This window comes from Streptomyces daqingensis, from assembly GCF_014645895.1.
Taxonomy (GTDB): domain Bacteria; phylum Actinomycetota; class Actinomycetes; order Streptomycetales; family Streptomycetaceae; genus Streptomyces; species Streptomyces daqingensis.
Window position 1 is genome coordinate 103,379 of the sequence record NZ_BMMP01000015.1, and the last position, 20,656, is coordinate 124,034.

General features: G+C 71.4%; 9 protein-coding genes. 2 read left to right on the forward strand and 7 right to left on the reverse strand.

The window, feature by feature from the left end; genetic code table 11:
• Positions 1–8: 8 nt before the first annotated feature.
• The 4 genes from IEY56_RS21690 to IEY56_RS21705 are packed head-to-tail and all read right to left on the reverse strand — an operon-like array spanning position 9 to position 12,344.
• Positions 9–1,667, reverse strand: a complete 1,659-nt coding sequence (locus IEY56_RS21690) for a condensation domain-containing protein (RefSeq protein ID WP_189038943.1) — start codon at positions 1,665–1,667, stop codon at positions 9–11.
• Positions 1,664–7,675, reverse strand: a complete 6,012-nt coding sequence (locus tag IEY56_RS21695) for a non-ribosomal peptide synthetase (RefSeq protein ID WP_189038944.1) — start codon at positions 7,673–7,675, stop codon at positions 1,664–1,666. Before IEY56_RS21695 ends, IEY56_RS21690 begins: the two co-directional genes overlap by 4 nt.
• The gene (locus IEY56_RS28900) at positions 7,672–11,055 is read right to left on the reverse strand and encodes a type I polyketide synthase (RefSeq protein WP_189038945.1); all 3,384 of its coding nucleotides are present in this window, start codon (positions 11,053–11,055) and stop codon (positions 7,672–7,674) included. The genes IEY56_RS21695 and IEY56_RS28900 overlap by 4 nt, the downstream gene beginning before the upstream one ends.
• On the reverse strand, positions 11,052–12,344 hold the full coding sequence (locus tag IEY56_RS21705; RefSeq protein ID WP_189038946.1) for an MFS transporter: 1,293 nt from the start codon (positions 12,342–12,344) through the stop codon (positions 11,052–11,054). The genes IEY56_RS28900 and IEY56_RS21705 overlap by 4 nt, the downstream gene beginning before the upstream one ends.
• 785 nt (positions 12,345–13,129) lie before the next feature.
• Between IEY56_RS21705 and IEY56_RS21710 the strand changes: the two genes are divergently transcribed.
• Complete coding sequence (locus IEY56_RS21710; protein ID WP_189039009.1) at positions 13,130–14,020, forward strand: universal stress protein; 891 nt, start codon at positions 13,130–13,132, stop codon at positions 14,018–14,020.
• Positions 14,021–15,156: 1,136 nt separating this feature from the next.
• Positions 15,157–17,478 carry a DUF1996 domain-containing protein gene (locus tag IEY56_RS28965; protein ID WP_308424166.1) on the forward strand — a complete coding sequence of 774 codons (2,322 nt, stop codon included), beginning with the start codon at positions 15,157–15,159 and terminating at the stop codon, positions 17,476–17,478.
• 176 nt (positions 17,479–17,654) lie between these two features.
• Here the strand turns inward: IEY56_RS28965 and IEY56_RS21720 are convergent, their stop codons facing one another.
• The 3 genes from IEY56_RS21720 to IEY56_RS21730 all read right to left on the reverse strand — a co-directional run bounded on the left by IEY56_RS21720 (position 17,655) and on the right by IEY56_RS21730 (position 20,604).
• On the reverse strand, positions 17,655–19,004 hold the full coding sequence (locus IEY56_RS21720) for a class I SAM-dependent RNA methyltransferase (protein ID WP_189038947.1): 1,350 nt from the start codon (positions 19,002–19,004) through the stop codon (positions 17,655–17,657).
• A 217-nt stretch (positions 19,005–19,221) separates the two neighbouring features.
• Positions 19,222–19,974 carry a maleate cis-trans isomerase family protein gene (locus IEY56_RS21725; RefSeq protein ID WP_308424167.1) on the reverse strand — a complete coding sequence of 251 codons (753 nt, stop codon included), beginning with the start codon at positions 19,972–19,974 and terminating at the stop codon, positions 19,222–19,224.
• A 147-nt stretch (positions 19,975–20,121) separates the two neighbouring features.
• Positions 20,122–20,604 (reverse strand): MarR family winged helix-turn-helix transcriptional regulator, encoded by a 483-nt coding sequence (locus IEY56_RS21730; RefSeq protein WP_189038948.1) that lies wholly within the window; start codon positions 20,602–20,604, stop codon positions 20,122–20,124.
• Positions 20,605–20,656 lie beyond the last annotated feature (52 nt).

The window sequence follows — 20,656 nt, forward strand, 5'->3', positions numbered from 1 at the left end:
CGTCGCGCTCACGGGACGGCGCGGGCTTCGCGCAGCATGGCACCGGCCAGGCCGGCGTACTCGGCGAGCCAGCCCTCCACCGTTGCGGGCTCGTAAAGGTCCGTCGAGAACTCGGTGTGGATCTCGGCGGTCCCGTCAGCGCACGGAAGGAAGCTGAAGCTGCAGTCGCGGCGGGCCGTCAGTCCCGTCTGGTCGGTGACGGTGGTGCTCACGCCCGGCAGGTCGACGCTCAGATCGACCGAGTTCTGGTACGTCGCCCCCAACGGGATGCTGCTGGGCAGTTCGACGCCGTGATGCCGTGACAGGCCCTCCCGGATCCGCGCGTACGGGATGAAGTTGGTGATGCCCTCCGCGAGCCCGGCCGTCACCTGACGGCACAGTTCGGAAAGCGTCTCGTCCCCGTCGGTGCGCAGCCGGAGGATCACGATGGTGGCGGTGCATGTGACGAGCGTGTCCGTGCTGGGATGCGCGCGGTTGGCGTACGCCGTGCTCAGCACGGCCTCCCCCCTGCCGCTGAGGTGGTGGAGCAGCCGGACGAGGACCGCGAGCATCACCGCGTAGGGCGTCGTCCCGGTCTCGCGGGCGAAGTCACGCAGCGCGCCGAAGAGTTCGGCCGGGACGACCGCGTGGGCCGTCGCTCCCCGCCCGGACAGCACGGCGGGGCGGGGGCGGTCCGCGGGCAGTCCGCTGTCCGGCCGGCAGCCGGCGAGCCGGTCCGCCCAGAAGTCCACCCGGCGGCGGTGTTCCTCTTCCGGTAGGGCCGAACTCGCCTGCAGGCGGGCGTAGTCGGTGCACTGGGAGGTCGGAGGGGGCAGCGGCCGCAGAGGAAGGTGCCCCGCCTCGTTGCCGTACAGGGTGCCGAGTTCCTTCAGCAGGACGCTCACGCTCCACCCGTCGCACGAGATGTGGTGCAGGACGAACATGAGCGTGCGGCTCTCGTCTCCCGTGCGGAAGAGCTTCACGCGGGGCTGCACGCTTCTCGCGACGTCGAACGGCGTCTGCGCGATCCGGTCGCACGCGGCTTCGAGGCGTTCCGCACGCTCGGGCGGGGACACCTCGCGCAGGTCCTCGACCGGCAGGGACACCGGACGGGGCGCCAGCACCTCCTGCCACAGCTTCCGTCCGGGCGACGGCTCTGCGGCCGCGGAGCGGGTGCCGCCGGTGCCGGTGCTCGCCATGGCCTGCTCCCACGCGTACCGGCTGCGCAGCGCGTGGTGACGGTGGACCAGCTTTTCCAGCGCGCGCCGCAGGGCCGGTACGTCCAGGGGGCCTTCGCACCGCAGTCTGAGGGCGACGTTCCAGACCTGCGGCTCTTTGGTCTGCTCGTGACGCATCACCATGCCGGACTGCTCCCGCGTGGCCGGTGCGCGTTCCTCGACCGTGCCGGCGTCCTCGGGATCGGCCGCCTCGGGATCGGCCGCCTCGGGATCGGCAGGGACGCCGTCCTCGGCGTCGTCGGCGTCCTCCCGGGAGGCTTCGGCGGTGCCGGCCGCGAGACGGGCCAGGAGCGCCGGCTTGTGGCGCCGAAGTGCCGCCTCCAGCAGGGGTCCTGCGCTGCGGGCGGGCGCGTCGTAGCGAAGGGCGCCGCCGCTCGCGCTGAGCCGGACGTCCTCCCGGGCCACATACGACAGCAGGGTCTCCAGCGAGCAGTCTGCCGTGAGCGTCATACCTCCCCCCGGACACGCTCGTCCCAGCCCGAACCCGAGCCGGGGTCGGGGTCGGGGTCGGGGTCGGGCTCGGTGTCATGGCCGGGGCTGCCCGTGAAGTAGCCCGTCATCGCCCTGAGCGTGGGCTGCTCGAAGAAGCACACCACCGGATAGTCGGTCCCGAACTCCTCCCCCGCACGCCCCACCAGGCGGATCGCGCTGAGGGAGTCGCCGCCGGCGGAGAAGAACGACACGTCGTCGGCGAGGTGTTCGGTGTCCGCGCCGAGGGCGTCCGCCCACAGCTTGCGCAGCGTCGCCTCGACGTCCGGGCCGCTCGCTCCGGTTGCCGGGCCGTCCGTACGCGGCTGCGCCAGCGCCGGTACCGTGCCCGGCGGCAGGGCGGAGCGGTCCAGCTTTCCGTTCACGTTAAGGGGGAGTTCGGGCAGCACGGCCCACTCCCGGGGAACCATGTAGTGCGGCAGCCTCGCGTCCAACTGCCGCTCCAGCCCGGCCGGATAGGACGGATCCGCCGCCCTGCCCGCGTCCTCGGGGACGACGTATCCGACCAGCCGGCTGCCGCGCAGCGGGTCGCGGCGGGCCACCACGGCCGCGTTCCGCACTCCGGGAAGTCCGCGCAGCGCCCGGTCCGGTTCGGCCGGCTCCACCCTGAACCCGCTGATCTTGACCTGGTCGTCGGCGCGCCCGCGGAAGACCAGCGCTCCGTCGGGACGGGCCTCGACGAGGTCGCCCGTGCGGTAGCGGACTCCTCCGGTGGTGGGCACGAACCGCTCCTGGGTCCGTTCCGGGTCCGAGTGGTAGCCGAGCGCCACCCCCGGCCCGGTGACGTGCAACTCCCCCACAGTTCCTGCGGGGACGGGCCGTCCCTCTGCGTCCAGCACGTCCAGCCGGGTGTTGTCGATCGGGTACCCGATGGGGATCGGCCCGTCGCCGCCGCCCGCCGGAGCGGCCGGTACGGCGTGGGCGGTGGCGAGGACGGTGACCTCCGAGGGCCCGTAGATGTTCACCGTCTCGTACGGCGCTCCGGTGTGCGGGCGCCTTGTCAACTGCTCGCCGCCGCACACCAGATGGCGCAGCGGAGGCTGCTGGTCCGGGGGCAGGGCGAGCACCTCCTCGGCGAGCGCCGTCGGGAGCATGGTGAAGGTGATGCCCTCCCGTGCGTACCAGCGGCTCAGGGCCCTGGGGTCGAGCCGCACGTCGTCCCCGGCGACGGAGAGGCTGCCGCCCGCCGTCAGCACGGGCCAGATCTCCAGCAGGGACGCGTCGAAGCTCTGGCTGCACACGACGGCTCCGCGGGTGCCGGGGCCGGCGCCGAAGCGGCTGTGATGCCACTGGACGAGGTTCACCAGTCCGCGGTGGCTGAGTTCGATGCCCTTCGGCCTGCCCTCGGAGCCCGACGTGTAGATCAGGCAGCAGGTCTCCGAGGGCCCTCCCGACGCGGCCGTACGGGATGCGGGACCGTGCCCGGCGGAGCCGGCCGCCGCGCCGGTGTCGAGCGTGGTGACGCCTTCGGGGAGCGGCGGCAGGGCGGGAGCGCCACCGTTCGTGAGGACGATGCGGGTCCCGCTGTCCTCGAGGACGTCGGTCACGCGCTGAGGCCCGAGCGCCGGATCGAGCGGCAGGCAGGCGCGTCCGGCCTTGAGGACGGCCAGCGCGGCGACGACGAACCCCGCGGAGCGCGGCAGCCACAGCGCGACCGGCGGCCCGTCCTGCACCGGCAGCCCGCGTATCGAGTCCGCCAGACGCTCCGCACGTTCGTCCAGTTCGCCGTAGCTCAGCGAGCAGTCCGCCGCGCTGACAGCGGGACGTCCGGGGGCCCGCCGGGCCTGCCTCGCGAAGAGCTCGTGCACGGTGGTGTCCTCGACGGGCCGGGCGGTGCCCTCCGCCGAGGCTCCCGTGCGGGGTGCGGCCGGCCGCGCGGAAGGATCGGCCGCGGCAGCGCGGAGGATGCGCTCGAACCGTGCCGCGAAGCCGGCGACCGTCGCCTCGTCGAAGAGGTCGGTGCTGTACTCGAAGCGGCACTCGACCCCGTCGCCCGTCACCGAGAAGTACACCGTCAGGTCCACCAGCGCCTTGTCCGCTCCGACAGCTGCGGGACGTGCGGTGACGTCGGGAAGGTCGAGGAGGAACGGCGGTCCGCTCTCGTACTCGGCCATGACCTGGAAGACGGGTGTGCGGGAGGTGTCCTCCCTGGGCGGCGCGACCGCGTTGACGACGCTGTCGAAAGGCGTCCCGGAGTGGTCGTACGCGTCGAGCGTCGTGCTCCTCACCCGTTCCAGCAACTGCCGGAATGTGGGGGTGCCGCCCAAGTCCAGGCGCAGGGCGAGGGTGTTGACGAAGAAGCCGACCATGTCGTGGGTGCCCTCGGGGCGGTCGGAGATCGGCGTGCCGATGACGATGTCTTCCTGGCCGCTGACCTCGTGGAGCATCGCCGCGTACCCCGACAGAAGCGTCATGAACAGCGTCGCCCGCGCGCTGCGGCCCGACTTCCGCAGCCCTGCGACGAGTTCGGGCGGAAGGGTCCGGTGGAGGGACCGGCCCCGTGCCGACGGTCTCGGCGGCCGCGGCCTGTCCGCCGGGAGGTCCAGCACCGGCAGTTCGCCGCTCAGCGTCTCCTTCCAGTAGGCGAGGTCCCCGTCGCGGTCGTCGCCCGTCGTACGCGCGTCCGTCGCCTGACGGCGGCTGATGTCCCGGTAGCTGTACGGCAGTTCGGGCAGTTCTGCCCGCGAACCGGACCGCGCTGCGCGGTAGAGGGCGGACAGGTCGCGCGTGACGATGCCCGCGGAGACCCCGTCGACGACGATGTGGTGGAAGGAGAGGACGAGCACATGCCTCTGCTCGTCCAGCCTCAGCAGCCGGGTGTGGAAGAGGGGCCCGCGTTCGAGGTCGAAGCGCCGCTCGCTCTCCTCGGCCAGCGCCTCGCGCACGACTGCCGCTTCGCTGCTCCCCGGGCAGTCGACGACGGGGAGTTCGGGAGCGGCATGCGGCATGACGTACTGCATGGGCTCGCCGCTCCCCTGGGTGCGGAAGACCGTCCGCAGCACCTCGTGGCGTTCCGTCAGCCGGCTCAGCGCCTCGCGCAGCGCGTCCGTGTCCAGGGGGCCGTCGAGCGGGATCGCCGCGGGTTCGTTGTACGCGGAGCGGCCGGGCAGCAGCTGCTCCAGGATCCAGATACGGCGCTGGCCGGGCGAGAGCGGAGCGCCCTCCGAGAGCTCGCCGGACGGCTCGACTGGCGGCGGACTGCCGGACTTTCGCCGGGCGGGCTGCCGCACCTCGACTGTTTCACGGCCGGGCTGCGGTCCGTCGCCGTGCAGCGACTGCCGCAGGGCGTTCAGACGGGGCAGCCCGTCCAGGAGCGCGCGATGCGGCACACCGAAGTCGAGCAGGGCGGCGACCTCGTCGACGCCGGCCGCGCGGAGGGCGTCCACGACCGGCAGGCACTGCTGCGGGCTGCCGATGAGCGCCCGCTGGTCGCAGTACCGCTCGTACGCGCGGCTGAAGACGGCGTCGAGATCGTCCTCGCTGAGCGAGGCCAGGTCGACGCGCCGGCCGAGGCTGCTCGTCATCTGCCCGAACAGCGACAGGGAGGAGCGCATGTAGCGGAAGAGCGGCTTGTACGCGGTGGCCCTGGCTTTCGCGTGGTCGTCCGCGAGGTAGGTGTGCAGCAGCACGGCGACCCTGCCCGCGTCCGGATCGAGGCCGCGCTCGGCCCGGGCCCGGCGGTAGAGCGCGATGTTCTCGGCGAGCTGCTCGGGGCTCTGCCCCATGAGGTTGGTGACGACGCCCAGGTCGTGGTGGCCCGCCTTCTCGTACGACGCGGGGTTGCCCACGATGGCCGTGTACATGGGGAGTTCGCGCTGGAAGGGACGGGGGAAGATCCTCAGGTCCGCCTCGTCGGCGCCCGTCCGCCTCCGCAGGCCCCGACCGCTCCACAACGCCCGCACGTCCGCGACCTGTTCGTACATCGACTCCCGGTGACTGCCGAAGCGTTCGGGGAAGAAGGCGAAGTCGTGGGCGTTCCAGCCGCTGGCGCAGCCCAGGCCGACCCTGCCGCGGGAGAGGTTGTCCACCACGGACCACTCTTCCGCGACTCTCAGGGGATCGTGCAGCGGCAGCACGACGGAACCGGCGTTGATGCGGATCCGTTCGGTCTCCCGTGCCAGCGCGGCGGCCAGCACCGACGGGTTGGGGAAGACGCCGCCGAAGGAGTGGAAGTGGCGCTCCGGCAGCCAGAGGGCGTGGAAGCCCTGCTCGTCGGCGAAGCGGGCGGCCTCCGTGATCGTGTCGTAGGCGTCGGCGGCGGACTCCTGCTCCGGATAGTCGCCGAAGAAGTACAGGCTCACCTCGGGTGCGGCACGGGGACGCTGCGGCGGGGAGACGGTGCTCGTCCGCGCCGGCGCCCGCCCTGCCCTCCGGCGCGGGAAGAAGCCCGCCCCGCGCAGCTCCCGCAGGGACTCGGCGACAGCCCGCTCGACGAAGGCGATGTCGTCGTCCGAGTGCGCGGTGGAGAGGAAGAAGTTCCGCCACTCCCAGACGTAGACGCCCCGCAACACCAGGTGGTGGTAGAGGAGTTCCATGTCGGCGCGGTGCTCGAAGCGGAACATGGAGCCGTAGCGGACGGCCCTGAGCGGGAACTCCTCGTCCTCGAAGAAGCGGTTGAGCCTGTCGGTGAGCTGCTCAGTACGGGAGTTGAGGCTCCTCTGGACCTCGCCGTCCTCCTCGCTCAGACGCCGCAGCACGGCGCAGGCGGCAGTCATCGCGAGGGGATGCTGGAGGTAGGTGCCGCCGAAGAACGTCGTCTCACGTTCCGGGTAGCTGTCGTCGCCGTACTGCCACTGCCCGCCGTCGACACCGTCCATGAGGTCGGCCCGGCCGGCGACGGCGCCGACGGGGAAGCCCCCGCCCAGCAGCTTCCCGTAGGTGGCGAGATCGGGCACGACCCCGTACAGCTCCTGCGCACCGCGCGGGTGCGGCCGCAGCCCGGTGAGCATCTCGTCGAAGAGCAGGACGATGCCCGTGCGGCTCGTCAGCTCGCGCAGCTCCCGCACGAACTCCACGGGCCGGAGCGAGGGGTTGCGGCTCTGCACGGGCTCGACCGCCACGGCCGCGATCTCGTGGGCGTGCTCGGCGATGGTGTCGAGACTCTCCGGCGCGCCGTAGTCCAGCACGATCAGGTCGGCCATGGCGCCCTCGGGGACGCCCGGCGACAGCGGGACGGTCCGGCGGTCGGAGCCCTTGCCGACGCTGCGGCCGAGGGTGGCGTCCGCGTGCCCGTGGTAGGCACCGTGGAACACGACGATCTTGGAGCGTCCGGTGGCGGCGCGGGCCAGGCGGAAGGCCGACGCGTTGGCCTCGGTGCCGGACGTCGCGAAGGCCGCGCGCTCCAGGCCGGTCATGGCCGTCAGAAGCTCCGCGGCCTCGCCCGTCTCCGGGCTGCGGGGGCCGAGCCGCAGTCCGCGGGAGAGGTGACCGCTCACCGCCTCGGTGAGGAAGTCCGGCTCGTGGCCGAAGAGCAGGGTGCCGAAGCCCATGGTGATGTCGACGTACTCGTTGCCGTCGACGTCCGTCAGCCGGGCGCCCTTCGCGTGCCGTGCGGCCAGCGGATACAGCATCTCCTTGGTGGAGTTGCGGAAGCCGACGGTGGCGCGGCTGTCGGCGAGCACGGGCCGGTAGCGGCCGGCGAGCGCCTTGGAACGTGCCGTGCGGGCGGTGAACCGCTCGACCAGCTCGTCGACATGACCTCGTGATCCGGGCACCGCCGACGCCATGGACGCGTCCCGGGAGACCGTCACCCGCGGCCCGTGGACCCGGGCTCCGGCCCCGGCGGCAGGGCGGGACTCCGGGACGGATCCGGGTGCGGGCCGCGGCCCCGCCTGCTCAGGCCCCGTGTGCTCAGGCCCCGTGTGCTCCGGCCTCGCGTGCTCCGTGGCCTTGAGCTGCGCGATCTGGTCGGTGATCTTCGCTGCGAGAGCGGTGAGTTGCGTCAGGCCAGGACTGCCGGAGGCGCTCATCGGGCCACGCCCGCGGTCCGGCCGTCCGACGGTGCCGCCTGCAGGCCGGCGGCGAGCAGCTCCGACACCTGCTGCATCAACTGCATCTGGATCTGCATGAGTTGGTTGACCTGCGCGGTGAGGGCGTCGACCGACGCCTGGGTGGCGTAGGGAGCTGCCGCGGCGGGCGCGGGGCCGTCGGCTGACCCCGACTCGGCGGTGGGCGCCGGGAGTTGGCCGGGCGTGTCCGGCCCGTCCGCGGGGGACGGCGTCTCCTCGGCCGGCATGCGGGCCTCACTTCCGGAGCGCTCGGCCACCAGTCGTGCCAGCAGCAGCGGCGTGTCGACCCCCTCGAAGACCTCGCGCACGGCGACCTTCACGCCGTAGAGGTGCTCGACGTCCTGCAGCAGATTGATCATCCGCAGAGAGTCGGCTCCCAGGTCGAAGAACGGTACTTCCGCCTCGCACTCGGCCTCGTCGATGCCCAGGTGATCGGCCGTCAGCCGTATCACGTGAGCCAGTGCTTCCTCTTCCGCCCTCGTCATCACAGGTCCCCCTTCGTCTTCTTCGGCTTTCTCGGGCGCCGGGCTCTCGACGAGCTCGGGCCCCGTCCAATAGGACTTGCGCTGGAACGGATAGCCCGGCATGGGCACCCGCCCGCCGCCGCTCCAGCCGACGGCCTCCCGCCAGTCGAGCGCGTAGCCCCGGCAGTGCATCTCCGCGACGGCCGTCCACAGCGGCGTCAGCTGCCCGCCCGCCCGCACCGTCGGCAGCGCCGTGACGGACAGACCGGCACGCGCGGCGAGGCCGCTCAGTACGGCACCGGGCCCCAGCTCCTGGAGGACTGCGCAGCCCAACCCGGCGAACTGCTCGAGCACGCGGTCGAATCGCACGGCCTCCCGGGCCTGCCTGCGCAGGTACGCCGCATCGGGCACCCAGTCCGCCGGCCGTACCGCGCCGTCCACCGCGCTGACGAAGGGCAGCCGCGTGGGACGCAGCCCTGCCCGTGCGGCCAGCGCCTCGAGTTCGTCGAGAACCGGCTCGACCAGGTGGCTGTGGAAGGCGCGGCCGACGGCGAGCCGGTGGACGCGCACCGAACGCGCGGCCAGGAGGGCGGCGGCCCGTTCGACCTCCTCCACCGGACCGGCGACCACCTGGTGCCGCTCCCCGTTCACCGCTGCCAGTTCGAGGCCCCGGCACTCCGCGAGCACTCGGGTCACGGCCTCCTCGCCGGCGAAGACGGCGAGCATGGCGCCGCCGGCGCAGCCCGTCTCCATCAGCCGGCCCCGTTCGGCGGTGAGGCGCAGACCGTCCTCGAGGGACAGCGCTCCCGCTCCGTACAGGGCCCCGTACTCACCCACGCTGTGGCCGGCGACGGCCGAAGGCTCCCCGTGCAGCGCCCGCCACAGCTCGCACTGCGCGGCCTGCAGGGCGAAGAGGACCGCCTGCCCGTCCTCCGGAACCTGCTCCGCAACCCGGTCCGCCTGCGAGCCGGCGCCCGTCAGCTGGACGAGCAGCGACCGCCCGTGCTCGTCCCTGAACTGCTCCTCGCAGGCGTCCAGCGTTCTGCGGACCGGCGTGAAGCGCGCGTACAACTCCCCTGCCATGCCCGGGCGGTTGTCGCCCTGGCCGCTGAACATCCAGCCCACGGGCGCGAGTCGGGTCCGGGGCACCACGCCCTCGGTCCACCGGCGGCGGGCGGACGTACGCCCGGCCCCCGGCCGCTCCCACTCCCCCTGCGGCCCTTGCTCGCGGGACGGTTGCTCCCGGGACGGTGCCGTGGACGGTTCATCGGCCTGCTGTTCCTCGGCCGAGGAGATGAAGTCGTCCAGCGCGTGGGCCAGTTCGGTACGCGTGCGGCCGAACACCACGAGGCGGTGGCGCAGATGACGGCGGCCCAGGGCCTGGGTCGTCATCAGGTCCTCCAGGCGCGCTGCCGGACGGAGGGCGAGGTGCCCGCGCAGACGGGTCGCGGCTGCCAGCAGCGCCTGCCGTCCGAGCCCCGACACGGGCAGCAGCGTGGGCGTGCGCTCCCCGGCACCGCCGCCACTCGGCGCCGGGGCGCGGCCGCGGCTCCGGGAGCGGGGGGCCTCCTCGACGACCATGTGCACGTTGGTGCCGCCCACGCCGAGGGAGGTGACGGACGCCCTGCGCGGGGAGAGGTCCCGCGGCCACCGGCCCGGCTCCGTCGGCAGGTAGAACGGGCTGCCCTCCAGAGCGAGGAGTGGGTTGGCGGAGGCGAGTCCGGCGAGCGGCGGGACGGTTCCGTGCCGCAGCACCAGTACGGCCTTGATCAGCCCGGCCAGCCCCGAAGCCACGTCCAGATGGCCGATGTTGGCCTTGACCGCGCCGATCGCGCAGTAGCCGGTGCGGTCGGTGTCCTCGGCGAACGCCTCGCTGAGGGCGCCGAATTCGATGGGGTCGCCCTTGTAGGTGCCGGTGCCGTGCGTCTCCACATAGCCGATCGTCTCCGCGGACACCTCGGCGGAGGCCAGGGCCTGACGGATCACGTCCCGCTGCCCCTCGCCCGAGGGCGCGGTGAAGTGCTGCTTCGTCCTGCCGTCGTTGTTGACCGCGCTGCCCAGGATCACGGCGTGCACAGTGTCGCCGTCGGCGAGGGCGCGGTCGAGCCTCTTCAGGACGACGGCGGCCACACCGTTGCCTCCGACGGTGCCGTCGGCCGACGCGTCGAAGGGACGGCACCGGCCGGTGCCGGAGAGCACGGAGCCGCCGGCGTGCTCGTAGCCCGTTATCTGCGGCACGTGGACGGCCGCGGCACCCGCGACGGCGAGGTCCACCTCGCCGGTCAGCAGCGCCTGCCGTGCGAGATGCACCGCCACCAGCGAACTGGAGCAGGCGCTCTGGAGGCCGAAGGCCGGACCCTTCAGACCGAGCCGGAACGCGGTGCGGGTGGCGATGAAGTCGGTGTGCCCGCCGACGGTGCGGTGCAGGCCTGAGAGGAAGCTGCCGTCGAGGCTTTCGAGGACGTTGCTGTGCAGGTAGGACCGGAAGGGATAGAGGTGGAAGCCGCTGGTGGCGTACACACCCGTCCGGACACCGCTCTGCTCGCCCGCGTATCCGGCGTCCTCCAGGGCGTGATGGCAGCACTCCATGAACAGGCGGTGCTGCGGGTCCGTCAGTGCCGCCTCCCGGCCGCTCATCGAGAAGAACGGCGCGTCGAACTCGGCGATCCCGGAGAGCGGGGCTGTCGCCCCGACGTAACCGGGAGACCGGGCGAGAGCGGGTTCGACCCCCGCGGCCTCCAACTCGTCCGGAGTGAAGCGGCGGATGTGCGACCGTCCCGAGCGGATGGTCCGCCAGAACTCGCCCGCAGTACCGGCCCCCGGCATCCGCAACGCGATGCCGACGACCGCTGTACGGCTGTCCGTCGAGGCAGTCATCGGTTGACCTCCCGCTCCCGCTCCGGCGCGGCGTCCGCGGTCTTGTGCGAGGAATCGCGCGGCGCTGCCGCCAGGCGCCGGCGTACGAGCAGGAAGGCCAGCCCCAGCACGAGTGCCGCACCGTGCATGGCCCCCACCACCCCGAAGGGCGAGAAGCGTTCGAGCAGCGAGGCGCTGATGACCATTCCGAGACCGAACGCCGTGTTCTCCGTCGTGGCGGCGAGGCCGAACGCGGCGGCCCGGCCCTTCTCGGGGAGGGTCTGCAGGCGCGAGACGAAGGCGTTCTCCGTGAACCCGTCGGCCATGCCGGCCAGCACGATGACGGGGAGGGCCAGCCAGACCGGCAGCCCTGCGAAGGCGAGGATGAAGGCCGCCGACATGACCAGGACGCCCACGGCGAAAGCGGTGTCGGACGGGGCCCCTCGGCGCTTCGCGTACCGCGTCGTCAGCCGCTGCGCGATGAGGTTCCCGACGGCCCACGTCGTCCAGAACTGGCTCATGAACACGGCGGGGTTGTCCGGGTCCACGGCACGGGACTGGATCGGCATGCCGACGTTGTGCGCCGAGGAACCGAACCCGTCCACGGCCCGGACCGCGACGAGCATCAGCACCAGCGGAGGCAGCATTCCGAAGGCGAGCGCCGCCATCCGCCGTGCCCTCGTGGGCCGTTCGTCCGTCTTGACGCCTCCCCCAGCCGAGGGCGCGCGCCCCTCCGCCCCGGTCTCCGCGGAGTCCGTACGCGTACGGAGCGGAAGCCAGGCGAGGTTGGCGGCCGAGAGCGCGAACGTGCTCGCGGAGACGAGGAACGCCGCCGTGTGCCCGAGCAGCGAGACGACGACGCCCGCCGAGGCGAAACCGGCGACCATCGCCACCGAACGGCAGCTCGCCAGCAGACCGTTGGCCCACACGCGCCTGTCCGCCCCGACAATGGCCGGCACGGCGGTCCGCAGGGCGACGCCGTTGGAGTTGGAGCAGAGGCCCGCGACGACCACGACCGCGTACAGCAGCCAGACGCCCGTGAAGCGGTGGAAGACCACCAGAGTGATCAATCCGAGGGCCTGGACCGACTCGGCTGTGATCATCATGCGTTTCAGATCGAGACGGGCCGCCAGTTTGCCCGCGAGCACTCCGCCTATCAGCCCGACGAGAAGGCGCACCGCCATGACGAGGCCGGTCTGCAACGCACTGTCGGTGACCTCGTAGACGAAAAGATTGAAGGCGACGAGATTGAGATAGACGCCGTATGCGGAAGCGGCATTGCCGGCCGCCAGAAATCTGAAAGAACGCACAGCGGAAACGCTGTCACGAATGGCTGTCACGAGCCCGCGCCTCCGGTGGCGTCTGGAAATCGCAGTGAGTCTTGCAGCCGGTTTGCGGTCCGTCAAGGTCCTCCCGGAAGAAGGCTTCGACCCCTGGCCCGGACTCCTTGCGATGTGGCGACTTCGTGTCAGGCGGCACAGCGATATCACCATGGCAGACGCGAAAGTGGAAGAAATTCTTCCGATTCTCTGTCGGTGGTCTACCACTGTGAAAGCACAGGTGAGCGGCGCTTACCGGCGGTCGCAGGCACCGCCCTGCCACGCCCTCGGAAGGGCCAGCGACCCGCAACGCGGACCCTCGAAAGGGCCTCGCCTTCCACCGCCGCGGGATCCGGAACGCGACCGCGAAAGGTCTCGGAAACCGCTTCGCCATGCGCTTCACCCCGAGTCCCGATTTCCCGGGGTATTCGATGCACCCGTGTTATCCGGAACAGGAATCGGCGCCGCTGACGATTACACTCCCTGCGAGAGTCGTCCGGAGATACGAGAGCGGCCCACTCCTCTTGGATATCGCATTCGCGGAAGACGCAGAGTGACGCGAACAACGACGGCCGATCACAGGGTCCGGCGTCACGGCACGAACCGTCACCCCTCTCCCCGCTGCTCGTGCGACGGAATGGCCCCTCCGGGCCGCCGCACTGCCCCGATGGGCCCTGCCGCCGCCCGGTTCCGAGTGGTCCGCTGGAACCGGGAGGTCCAGCGGGACGACTCTCGCTGGGCGCGCGGAGGCGAGCGAGTGAGAGGGGACGGCAATGGTGGACGGACCCGTGACCGTCGGCGTGGACGGATCACCCTCCAGCATCAAGGCAGTCGAGCAGGGAGCCGAAGAGGCACGGCTGCGCGGAGCGACCTTGCGACTGTTGCACGCGTACACCCACCCGTACGTCCTGCCGCCCGCTCCCCTCAGCGCAACAGCCCTGCCTTTCGGCCCGGCGGGAGAAGCCCTGCGCGAAATGGGCGAGAGGTACGTGACCGAGGCGGAGGAGCGGGCCCGGGCCGCCGCGCCGCAGATCGACGTCTCCACCGAGGTCGTCCAAGGCGAAGTGCTGTCCGTGCTGGTGGACGCCTCGGAGACCTCATCCCTGATGGTCGTGGGACGCCGAGGCCTGGGAGGCTTCGCCAGCCTGCTCCTCGGGTCCGCCGGCCTCCACCTCAGCGCCCATGCGCACTGCCCCGTCATGGCTCTGCGGGGCACACCGAAGCCCTCGGGCGACATCGTCCTGGGCGTCGACGGGTCACCAGCGGCACAACTGGCGACCGAGTTCGCCTTCCACGAGGCGTCCCTGCGCGGAGCGCGTCTCGCCGCGACGCACGTGTTCTCCGAATGGAGCGTTCCGCTCTCGCCCCCCGAGGACGAGTCCATGCCGTACGCCCGCCGGCCCGGCTCCCTGCGCGAAGACGAGGAACGCCTCCTCAGCGAGGCCCTGGCCGGCCGGCCGGAGAAGTACCCGGACGTCACCGTCGAGCACCGCTGCGTGCGGGGCGCGACGCGGGAGAAGCTCATCGAGGCCAGCGACAGCGCACAACTGCTCGTCGTCGGAGCACGCGGGCGCGGCGGCTTCTCCGGCCTGCTGCTCGGCTCCGTCAGCCAGGCGGCGCTCCACCACGCGCGATGCCCGGTCGTCGTCGCCCGCCACAGCCGCTGACCACGGCGGTCATACCTCAGCCACGTCCGGCAACGCGCCCTGCGCCGCATGAGCGGCCGCATGCGTAGCGAGCCCTACGCCGATGACCGCATCCCTAGTTCGTCAGCCCACTCGGCCGCCACCCCGCGAGTATCTCGTCCTCCGCTACGCGCACGACCCGCCGGATGGGTTCGCCGTTCGCGAGATGCTTCTCCTTGAATTCTCGGCTGCCGCAGATTCGCGCAGGCTGCAAGCGTCATCGGCGGCCTATTCGCGAGCGTCCGACGTGCACGACGCACCCGGTGAATCTCCTCAGGCCCGGGTGAACTTGTCGTCTCGGGCCGGCGAACTCGCCACGGTCGGCCCATGCCGCTGCGGGGGACTTCGAGTTCTCACTCGAAGGAGCTCGCGCTCAATTGCGTGACAGGCAATGCAGTTTGACCGCCGGCCCCTCAACAAAAGCGACAGACTGACGGTGCCAGGCGGGCACCAACTGGTTCACAGTGCGGCGCTCCCGTCAGCTCCGGCGGCCTGGCCCCTTCGACCGCAATACGGACAGACCGGCCCCGGCACGTGCGCGAGCCGACTCGACCGACCGCTCGTCCCCCTCAACTCCACCGGCAACCGGCCGTGTTCCGCATCCATCAGACCAGAAGCCGCGTACCGGTACGCACAGGTGCGAACCACTCAGACGCCCGAATCGGCCACGGGGTGAAGGCGATCCCCGCTCCATACCCGTTCCCGCGGGGGCCGCGCACCGGCCGCCGGTCGCAGGGCTCGAACTGCCGGAAGCACACGAGAGGGGCACGACGCCAAGTCGCGGGAATCTCTCATCATTTCGCCGCAAATTGCCCTCGCAGCCGACCGATCGAGCCGGCACTCAGAGAGGAGAACGGGGTGCGGTGGCGCGAGACGACAGCAAAGTTGTCCCGTCGGTACGAGAGCGCCATCCTCGCGGACTCGCTGCGCTAGGCTCGGGCCGCCTTCGGGCCTCATAGGCCTAGACCTAGCACGCGATTGACCCGTAATTCCAAGATGTTGTCGTTCGCGACGACTCAGCCAACGCCATTGTCCTCGATCGTCGCACAGCCCTGGAGGGCACCGGGCTCGTGAAATTCGGGGCGTCGCATGACGCAAATGAGTGGAGTGAAGTCAATATGCGAATAAAGGGCCATAGACGCTCGCGCACGGCGAACAGAACCATTGCGATCGTCGCAGCGCTGGTGGTCGGCGGTGGTGGCGCGGCGGCGATAGGCGTCAGCGCCTTCGCGGGGTCGAGCGAGGCCCCCACTCCCGCCGCGAGCACCATCGACTGCCCCGATGTGAGCCTTGCGCTGAATCAGGTGCCCAAGGGCGCCAAGCAGCCCGTGGGCCAGAAGCTCGCGGCTCTCGACCAGCAGGTCGCACAGGCTTACGGCCAGTGGAACTCGCAGGAGCAGAGCGCCGACGAGACTCTCGGCCAGTTGAAGCAGCAGCGCTCCGAGACCATCGAGAGCATGAGCCAGGACATCCAGAAGGCCGGCGGCCAGGCCCCCGGTGACCTGGAGTCCATGGCCCAGTGCCAGATGCTGAAGGACCAGGCCACCCAGGAAGGCCAGGAGGGCGGGAACGAAGGCGGCCAGCAGGTACAGGGCCCGGTCGCCGACGACTTCGTCAACATCGAGGACGTCGCGCCCAACGCCTCTGACGAAGAGGACCCGGGCGGCAGCTTCGAGACGAAGTGCGGCAACAACGAGGAAGAGCACTTCAACTCGGACAACGTGATCGCCGCTCCCGGTGTGCTGAACGGCGCCCACCACGTGCACGACTACGTGGGCAACGCGGACACCAGCAGCGAGTCCAGCGACGAGTCCCTCGCCGCGGCCAACACCACCTGCGCCAAGGGCGACCAGTCCACCCACTACTGGCCCGTGATCCGTTCACTGGACGGCCAGGAGGACCAGCGGGGCGCCGTGCAGGAAGGCGACATCGACAAGGAGCCCGCGGGTCAGGAGAAGCCGCAGGGCCAGCGTTCCGGCGATGACGCCGGTCAGGACCAGGGCCAGGACCAGGGCCAGGACCAAGGCCAGGGTCAGGACCAGGGCCAGGGTGACGGCGAGGAGCAGCCTCCCGCCGAAGGCCAGGACCAGGGCCAGAACCAGGGCCAGGACCAGGGCCAGGGCGACGGCGAGGAGCAGCCCCCGGCCGAAGGCCAGGACCAGGGCCAGAACCAGGGCCAGGGCGACGGCGAGGAGCAGCCTCCCGCCGAAGGCCAGGACCAGGGCCAGGACCAGGGACAGGACCAGGGCCAGGGTGACGGCGGCGAAGGTGAAGGCGACGGCGAGGAAGACCAGGTCGGCGGCGGCGAAGGTGCCGAGGCCCAGCCGGGTGACGGTGGATCCAACGACCTCAACATCGGCACGATCCTCCAGCCCGACCCCGAGCTGAAGTTCACCTCCGGCGGTGCCGAGCAGGTCGTCGCGATGCCGCGCTTCCTGCGCATCATCACGGGTGACGCCAAGTCCTTCACCAACGGCGTCGAGAACGCCAACGCGTCGTGGAGCTGCGAGGGCTTCGAGGACCGTCAGCTCGAGGACAAGTACCCGATCTGCCCTGAGGGCAAGAAGATGATCCGTACCTTCAAGTTCCAGAACTGCTGGGACGGCGAGAACACGGACAGCGGGAACCACCGGGACCACATGAAGTTCTCGGACGACCAGGGCAACTGCCCTGAGGGCTTCGTGAACATCCCGCAGCTTCAGCAGAAGATCAAGTACGACGTCCCTCAGCAGAACCTGCTCAACGCTGACACTCCGTTCGCGGTGGACTCCTTCCCGGAGCAGCTGCACAAGCCCATCACCGACCACAGCGACTTCATCAACGTCATGCCGAATGAGCTGATGAAGGAGGCCGTGGACTGCATCAACGACGGCAAGGAGTGCCCGGGCAGCGCGGAGGACCCCGACGAGGGCGAGGGGACCGACGAGAAGCCCGAGGAGTCGCCGTCGAAGCCGGACGAGTCGGACTCGAAGCCGGACAAGCCGGAGGAGAAGCCCGACTCGAACGACGACGGCTCGGCCTCCGACTCCGACAAGGACAAGGACAAGCCGGCGGAGAAGCCTGAATCGAAGCCGGACTCGAAGGACGACGACTCCGCCCCGGCGGGCTCGGACTCCAGCAAGGACAAGCCGGAGTCGAAGGACAACGGTTCGGCCCCGGCTGGCTCGGACTCGGGTGAGAAGTCCTCGGACTCGAAGTCGGAGTCCAAGTCGGACAAGTCTGAGGACGACGCCGTCGGCGCGGCTGTGGACGAGGACAACCCCTCGGGAGAGCCTGACCGGTCGACTCAGCTGGCGAAGGAAGAGGACAGCGACCTCGCCACGACCGGCTCCGACACCCCGGTCGGTCTGATCGTGGGGATCGGCTTGGCGGTCCTTGCCGCCGGCAGCGCTCAGGTGTGGTGGCTGCGCCGCAGGCACCTCGCCCGCGACCTGCCGTAACAGTTCGCTGTGAACGCCCGGGCCCCGTACCCGCTCTCCGTGAGCGGGTACGGGGCCCGTCGCGTTCAAGCCCGGCGTCGAGACCCCCTCGCGGGAGCCGCGCTCGACAGCCCGGACTTTAACTGCGCGCCGTCATGCGCCAGTCGGGCTCACCGAGACCCCGCGAGACCCCCCGCTCAGGCGTTCTTCGCCGCGGGCTCCAGGATCGCCACGCACTCCATGTGGTGCGTCATCGGGAAGAGGTCGAAGGCGCGCAGGAAGCGCGGCACGTAGCCCGCCTCCTTGAAGTAGCCCAAGTCCCGTGCCAGCGCCGCCGGATCGCACGCCACGTACCCGATGCGGCGCGGCCCGAGCCCGGCGATGTGCCGGACCGTCTGCTTGCCGGCGCCCGCCCGGGGCGGGTCCAGCACGACGAGGTCGGCCTCCGTGATTCCCGTGCGCGGCAGGACGGTCTCGACCTTGCCCTGCTCGACGCGGACCCGGTCGAAGCCGGCCAGGTTGTGACGGGCGTCCTCCACGGCCCTCTTGGAGGACTCGATGCCCAGCACGGCGCCGCTGTCGCCGATGCGGTCGGCCAGCGCTCCCGCGAAGAGGCCCGCCCCGCAGTACAGGTCGAGGGCCATCTCCCCCTTGCGGGGCGTGAGTCCGCGCATCAGAGCGTCGACGAGGAGTTCGGCGGCCTGCGTGTGCACCTGCCAGAATCCGCCCGCGCCGACGCGCCAGGTGCGGCCGTCGGCCCGCTCCCGGACGAAGTCCCGGCCGTGGACGCGGTGCAGCCGTCCCTTGTCGGTGGGCTTCTCCCCCGCCCTCAACACAGAGACGGGCTTGTCGAGTTCGACGAGCGGCAGCCGCTCGCCGGGCTTCGGCGTCAGGACGACCTGGCGGTCCTGGGAGCCGGTCGCGGCCGTGACCTCGATGCCCGCCATCCCCGGCCATTCGCGGCGTTCGACGCCGAGTTCCTCCACCCCGGGCGCGGCGATCAGGCAGTGGTCGACGGGCTGCACGTCGTGCGAGCGGTGCCGGCGGAAGCCCGGCCGTCCCTCGTCGTCGACGGCGAACTGCACGCGGGTGCGCCAGGAGGGCACTTCGCCCGCGGGCACCTTGTCACCGGGCGCGGGCTCCACGGTGCCGTCCCAGGAGACGTCCTCCGGGGTCATGCCCGCGAGCCGCTGGAGCTGCTCGGTGAGGACCTCGCCCTTCAGGCGCCGCTGCGCGCCGGGCTTGGCGTGCTGCCAGTCGCAGCCGCCGCAGCGTCCGGGGCCGGAGAAGGGGCAGGGCGCGGGGACGCGGTCCTTGGACGCCTCCAGCACCTCGACGGCGTCGGCCCGCAGGAAGCGGGAGTCCGTACGGCCTTCGGTGACGCGGACGATCACACGCTCGCCGGGCAGCGTGTGCCGGACGAAGAGCACCCGCCCCTCTTCGGTACGGGCGACGCAGTGCCCGCCGTGCGCGACGGGGCCGATCTCGACCTCGTACTCCTCACCGGCCAGTGAAGGGGCGAGGGCGTCTGCGGAGGCTTCGGGCATGGCGGGGAACAGCTCCAGGGTGACGGCGGTGCGTGGGAGGCGGAAGCCCGGCGGCGGCGTTGCCCCTCGTGCACGGGGGCGTGGCGGTGCCGGGCAGTCCTTCAGTCTACGTGCCTCGCGCCGCCCGGCCGCCCGCCGCCGGTACCGGCCCGCACACGACCCCCGGCCCCCGGCCCGCAACCCCCGGGTTCCCCCTCCGGCCGCCGGCCGGTGCCCGTCAGTAGCCGCCGCTCAGCAACCGGCCGGCGTCCGGCACGGTCGCCTTGAGCCCGAGTTCGGACAGGATGCGGTACGCGGTCGCCGTGGCCGCGGACAGTACGGGCAGGCCCGAGGCGTCCTCGACGTGCTGGACGGCCGAGAGCGAGGGCATCTGCACGCAGGCGGAGAGCACGATCGCCTCGGCTCCGGCGAGGTCGAGGCGCTTCCAGTGCTCCCGCAGGTCGTCGGGGTTCAGCCGCGCCACGGCCAGGTTGTCGGCGACTTCGAGGCTGAGGGAGTCGACGACCTCCGTGCCGGCGTCCTCGATGTAGTTCACGACGGTCTCGGTGAGCGGCTTCATGTACGGCGTGATGACGGCGACCCGCTTCGCTCCCAGCGCCTCGATGCCGCTGAGCAGCGCGCCCGCGCTGGAGACGACGGGGGCGTCGGCGTCCTGGTCACGCAGCACCCTCGTGATCTCGTCCTCGGCGGTGCAGTGGTAGCCGGGGCCCTGCGCCATGATCGCGACGAGGCAGGCGGTGGCGACGACGTCGGGCCTGGCGTCCGCGAGTTCGAGGGAGGCGCGCTCCGTCTGGGCGTTCATGCCCTTCAGCTGCTCGGGGGTGACCTTCTGCATCCGCATGCGGCTGCTGTGGAAGACGAAGCGGTCCTCCGGTGCTGCCTCCTCGCGTGCGCGCAGCATGCGCGGCAGTTCGGTCTCCATCGTGAGGTTGGAGCTGGGGACGATCATGCCTATGTGGTGGTCCGTCACGGGGGCCTCCTGTCGTTGCCGCGTGCGGTGAGGAGGGTTCCTCCGCACGCCGAGTTAATCCGAACACGTACTATCTGTCGGCACAAGAGCCCCGAGGAGTCCGTTCACCGGAGATCCGGGGCTTCGGCCGGCGGCCCCCGCTCCTGGTCAGCGCTCCTCGGAGAGCCCTTCCCAGTGGTCGGCGAGAGCCGTCAGTTCACGCATCAGCCGGGCACGCTCCGTCGCCGAGCCGTACGGCTCCAGCAGCCGCTCGTCCAGGGCGCGGGCGCGGTCGTCCGCCTTGCTCAGGGCCTCCTCGCCCTCGTCGGTGAGGAAGAGCAGTTTGCGGCGCCCGTCGTCCGCCGCGGTACGGCGGACTATGAGCCCGCGCTTCTCCAGGCGTCTGGCGACGTCCGCCATCGTGGACGTGTCCAGCGCCACCGCCGAGGCCATCGCGCTCTGGTCACGTCCGGGGGCGGCGTTCACCGCCGTGAGGACGGCGAACTGAGGGCCCGTGAGGGTCGAGTCGACGCTGCGCAGCCATGCCGCCAGGTACGCCTGGTAGAGGCGCCGGACCTGGTATCCGGGAGCTTGGAGCAGGGCGGCGGGAGGCGCGGCGGGACCCGTGGAGGGGGTGGTCTTGTCAGCCATGGGGCCCACTAAAGCACGGCCGTCGCGGGGTTCGTGGCGCGCCTCCTGACGC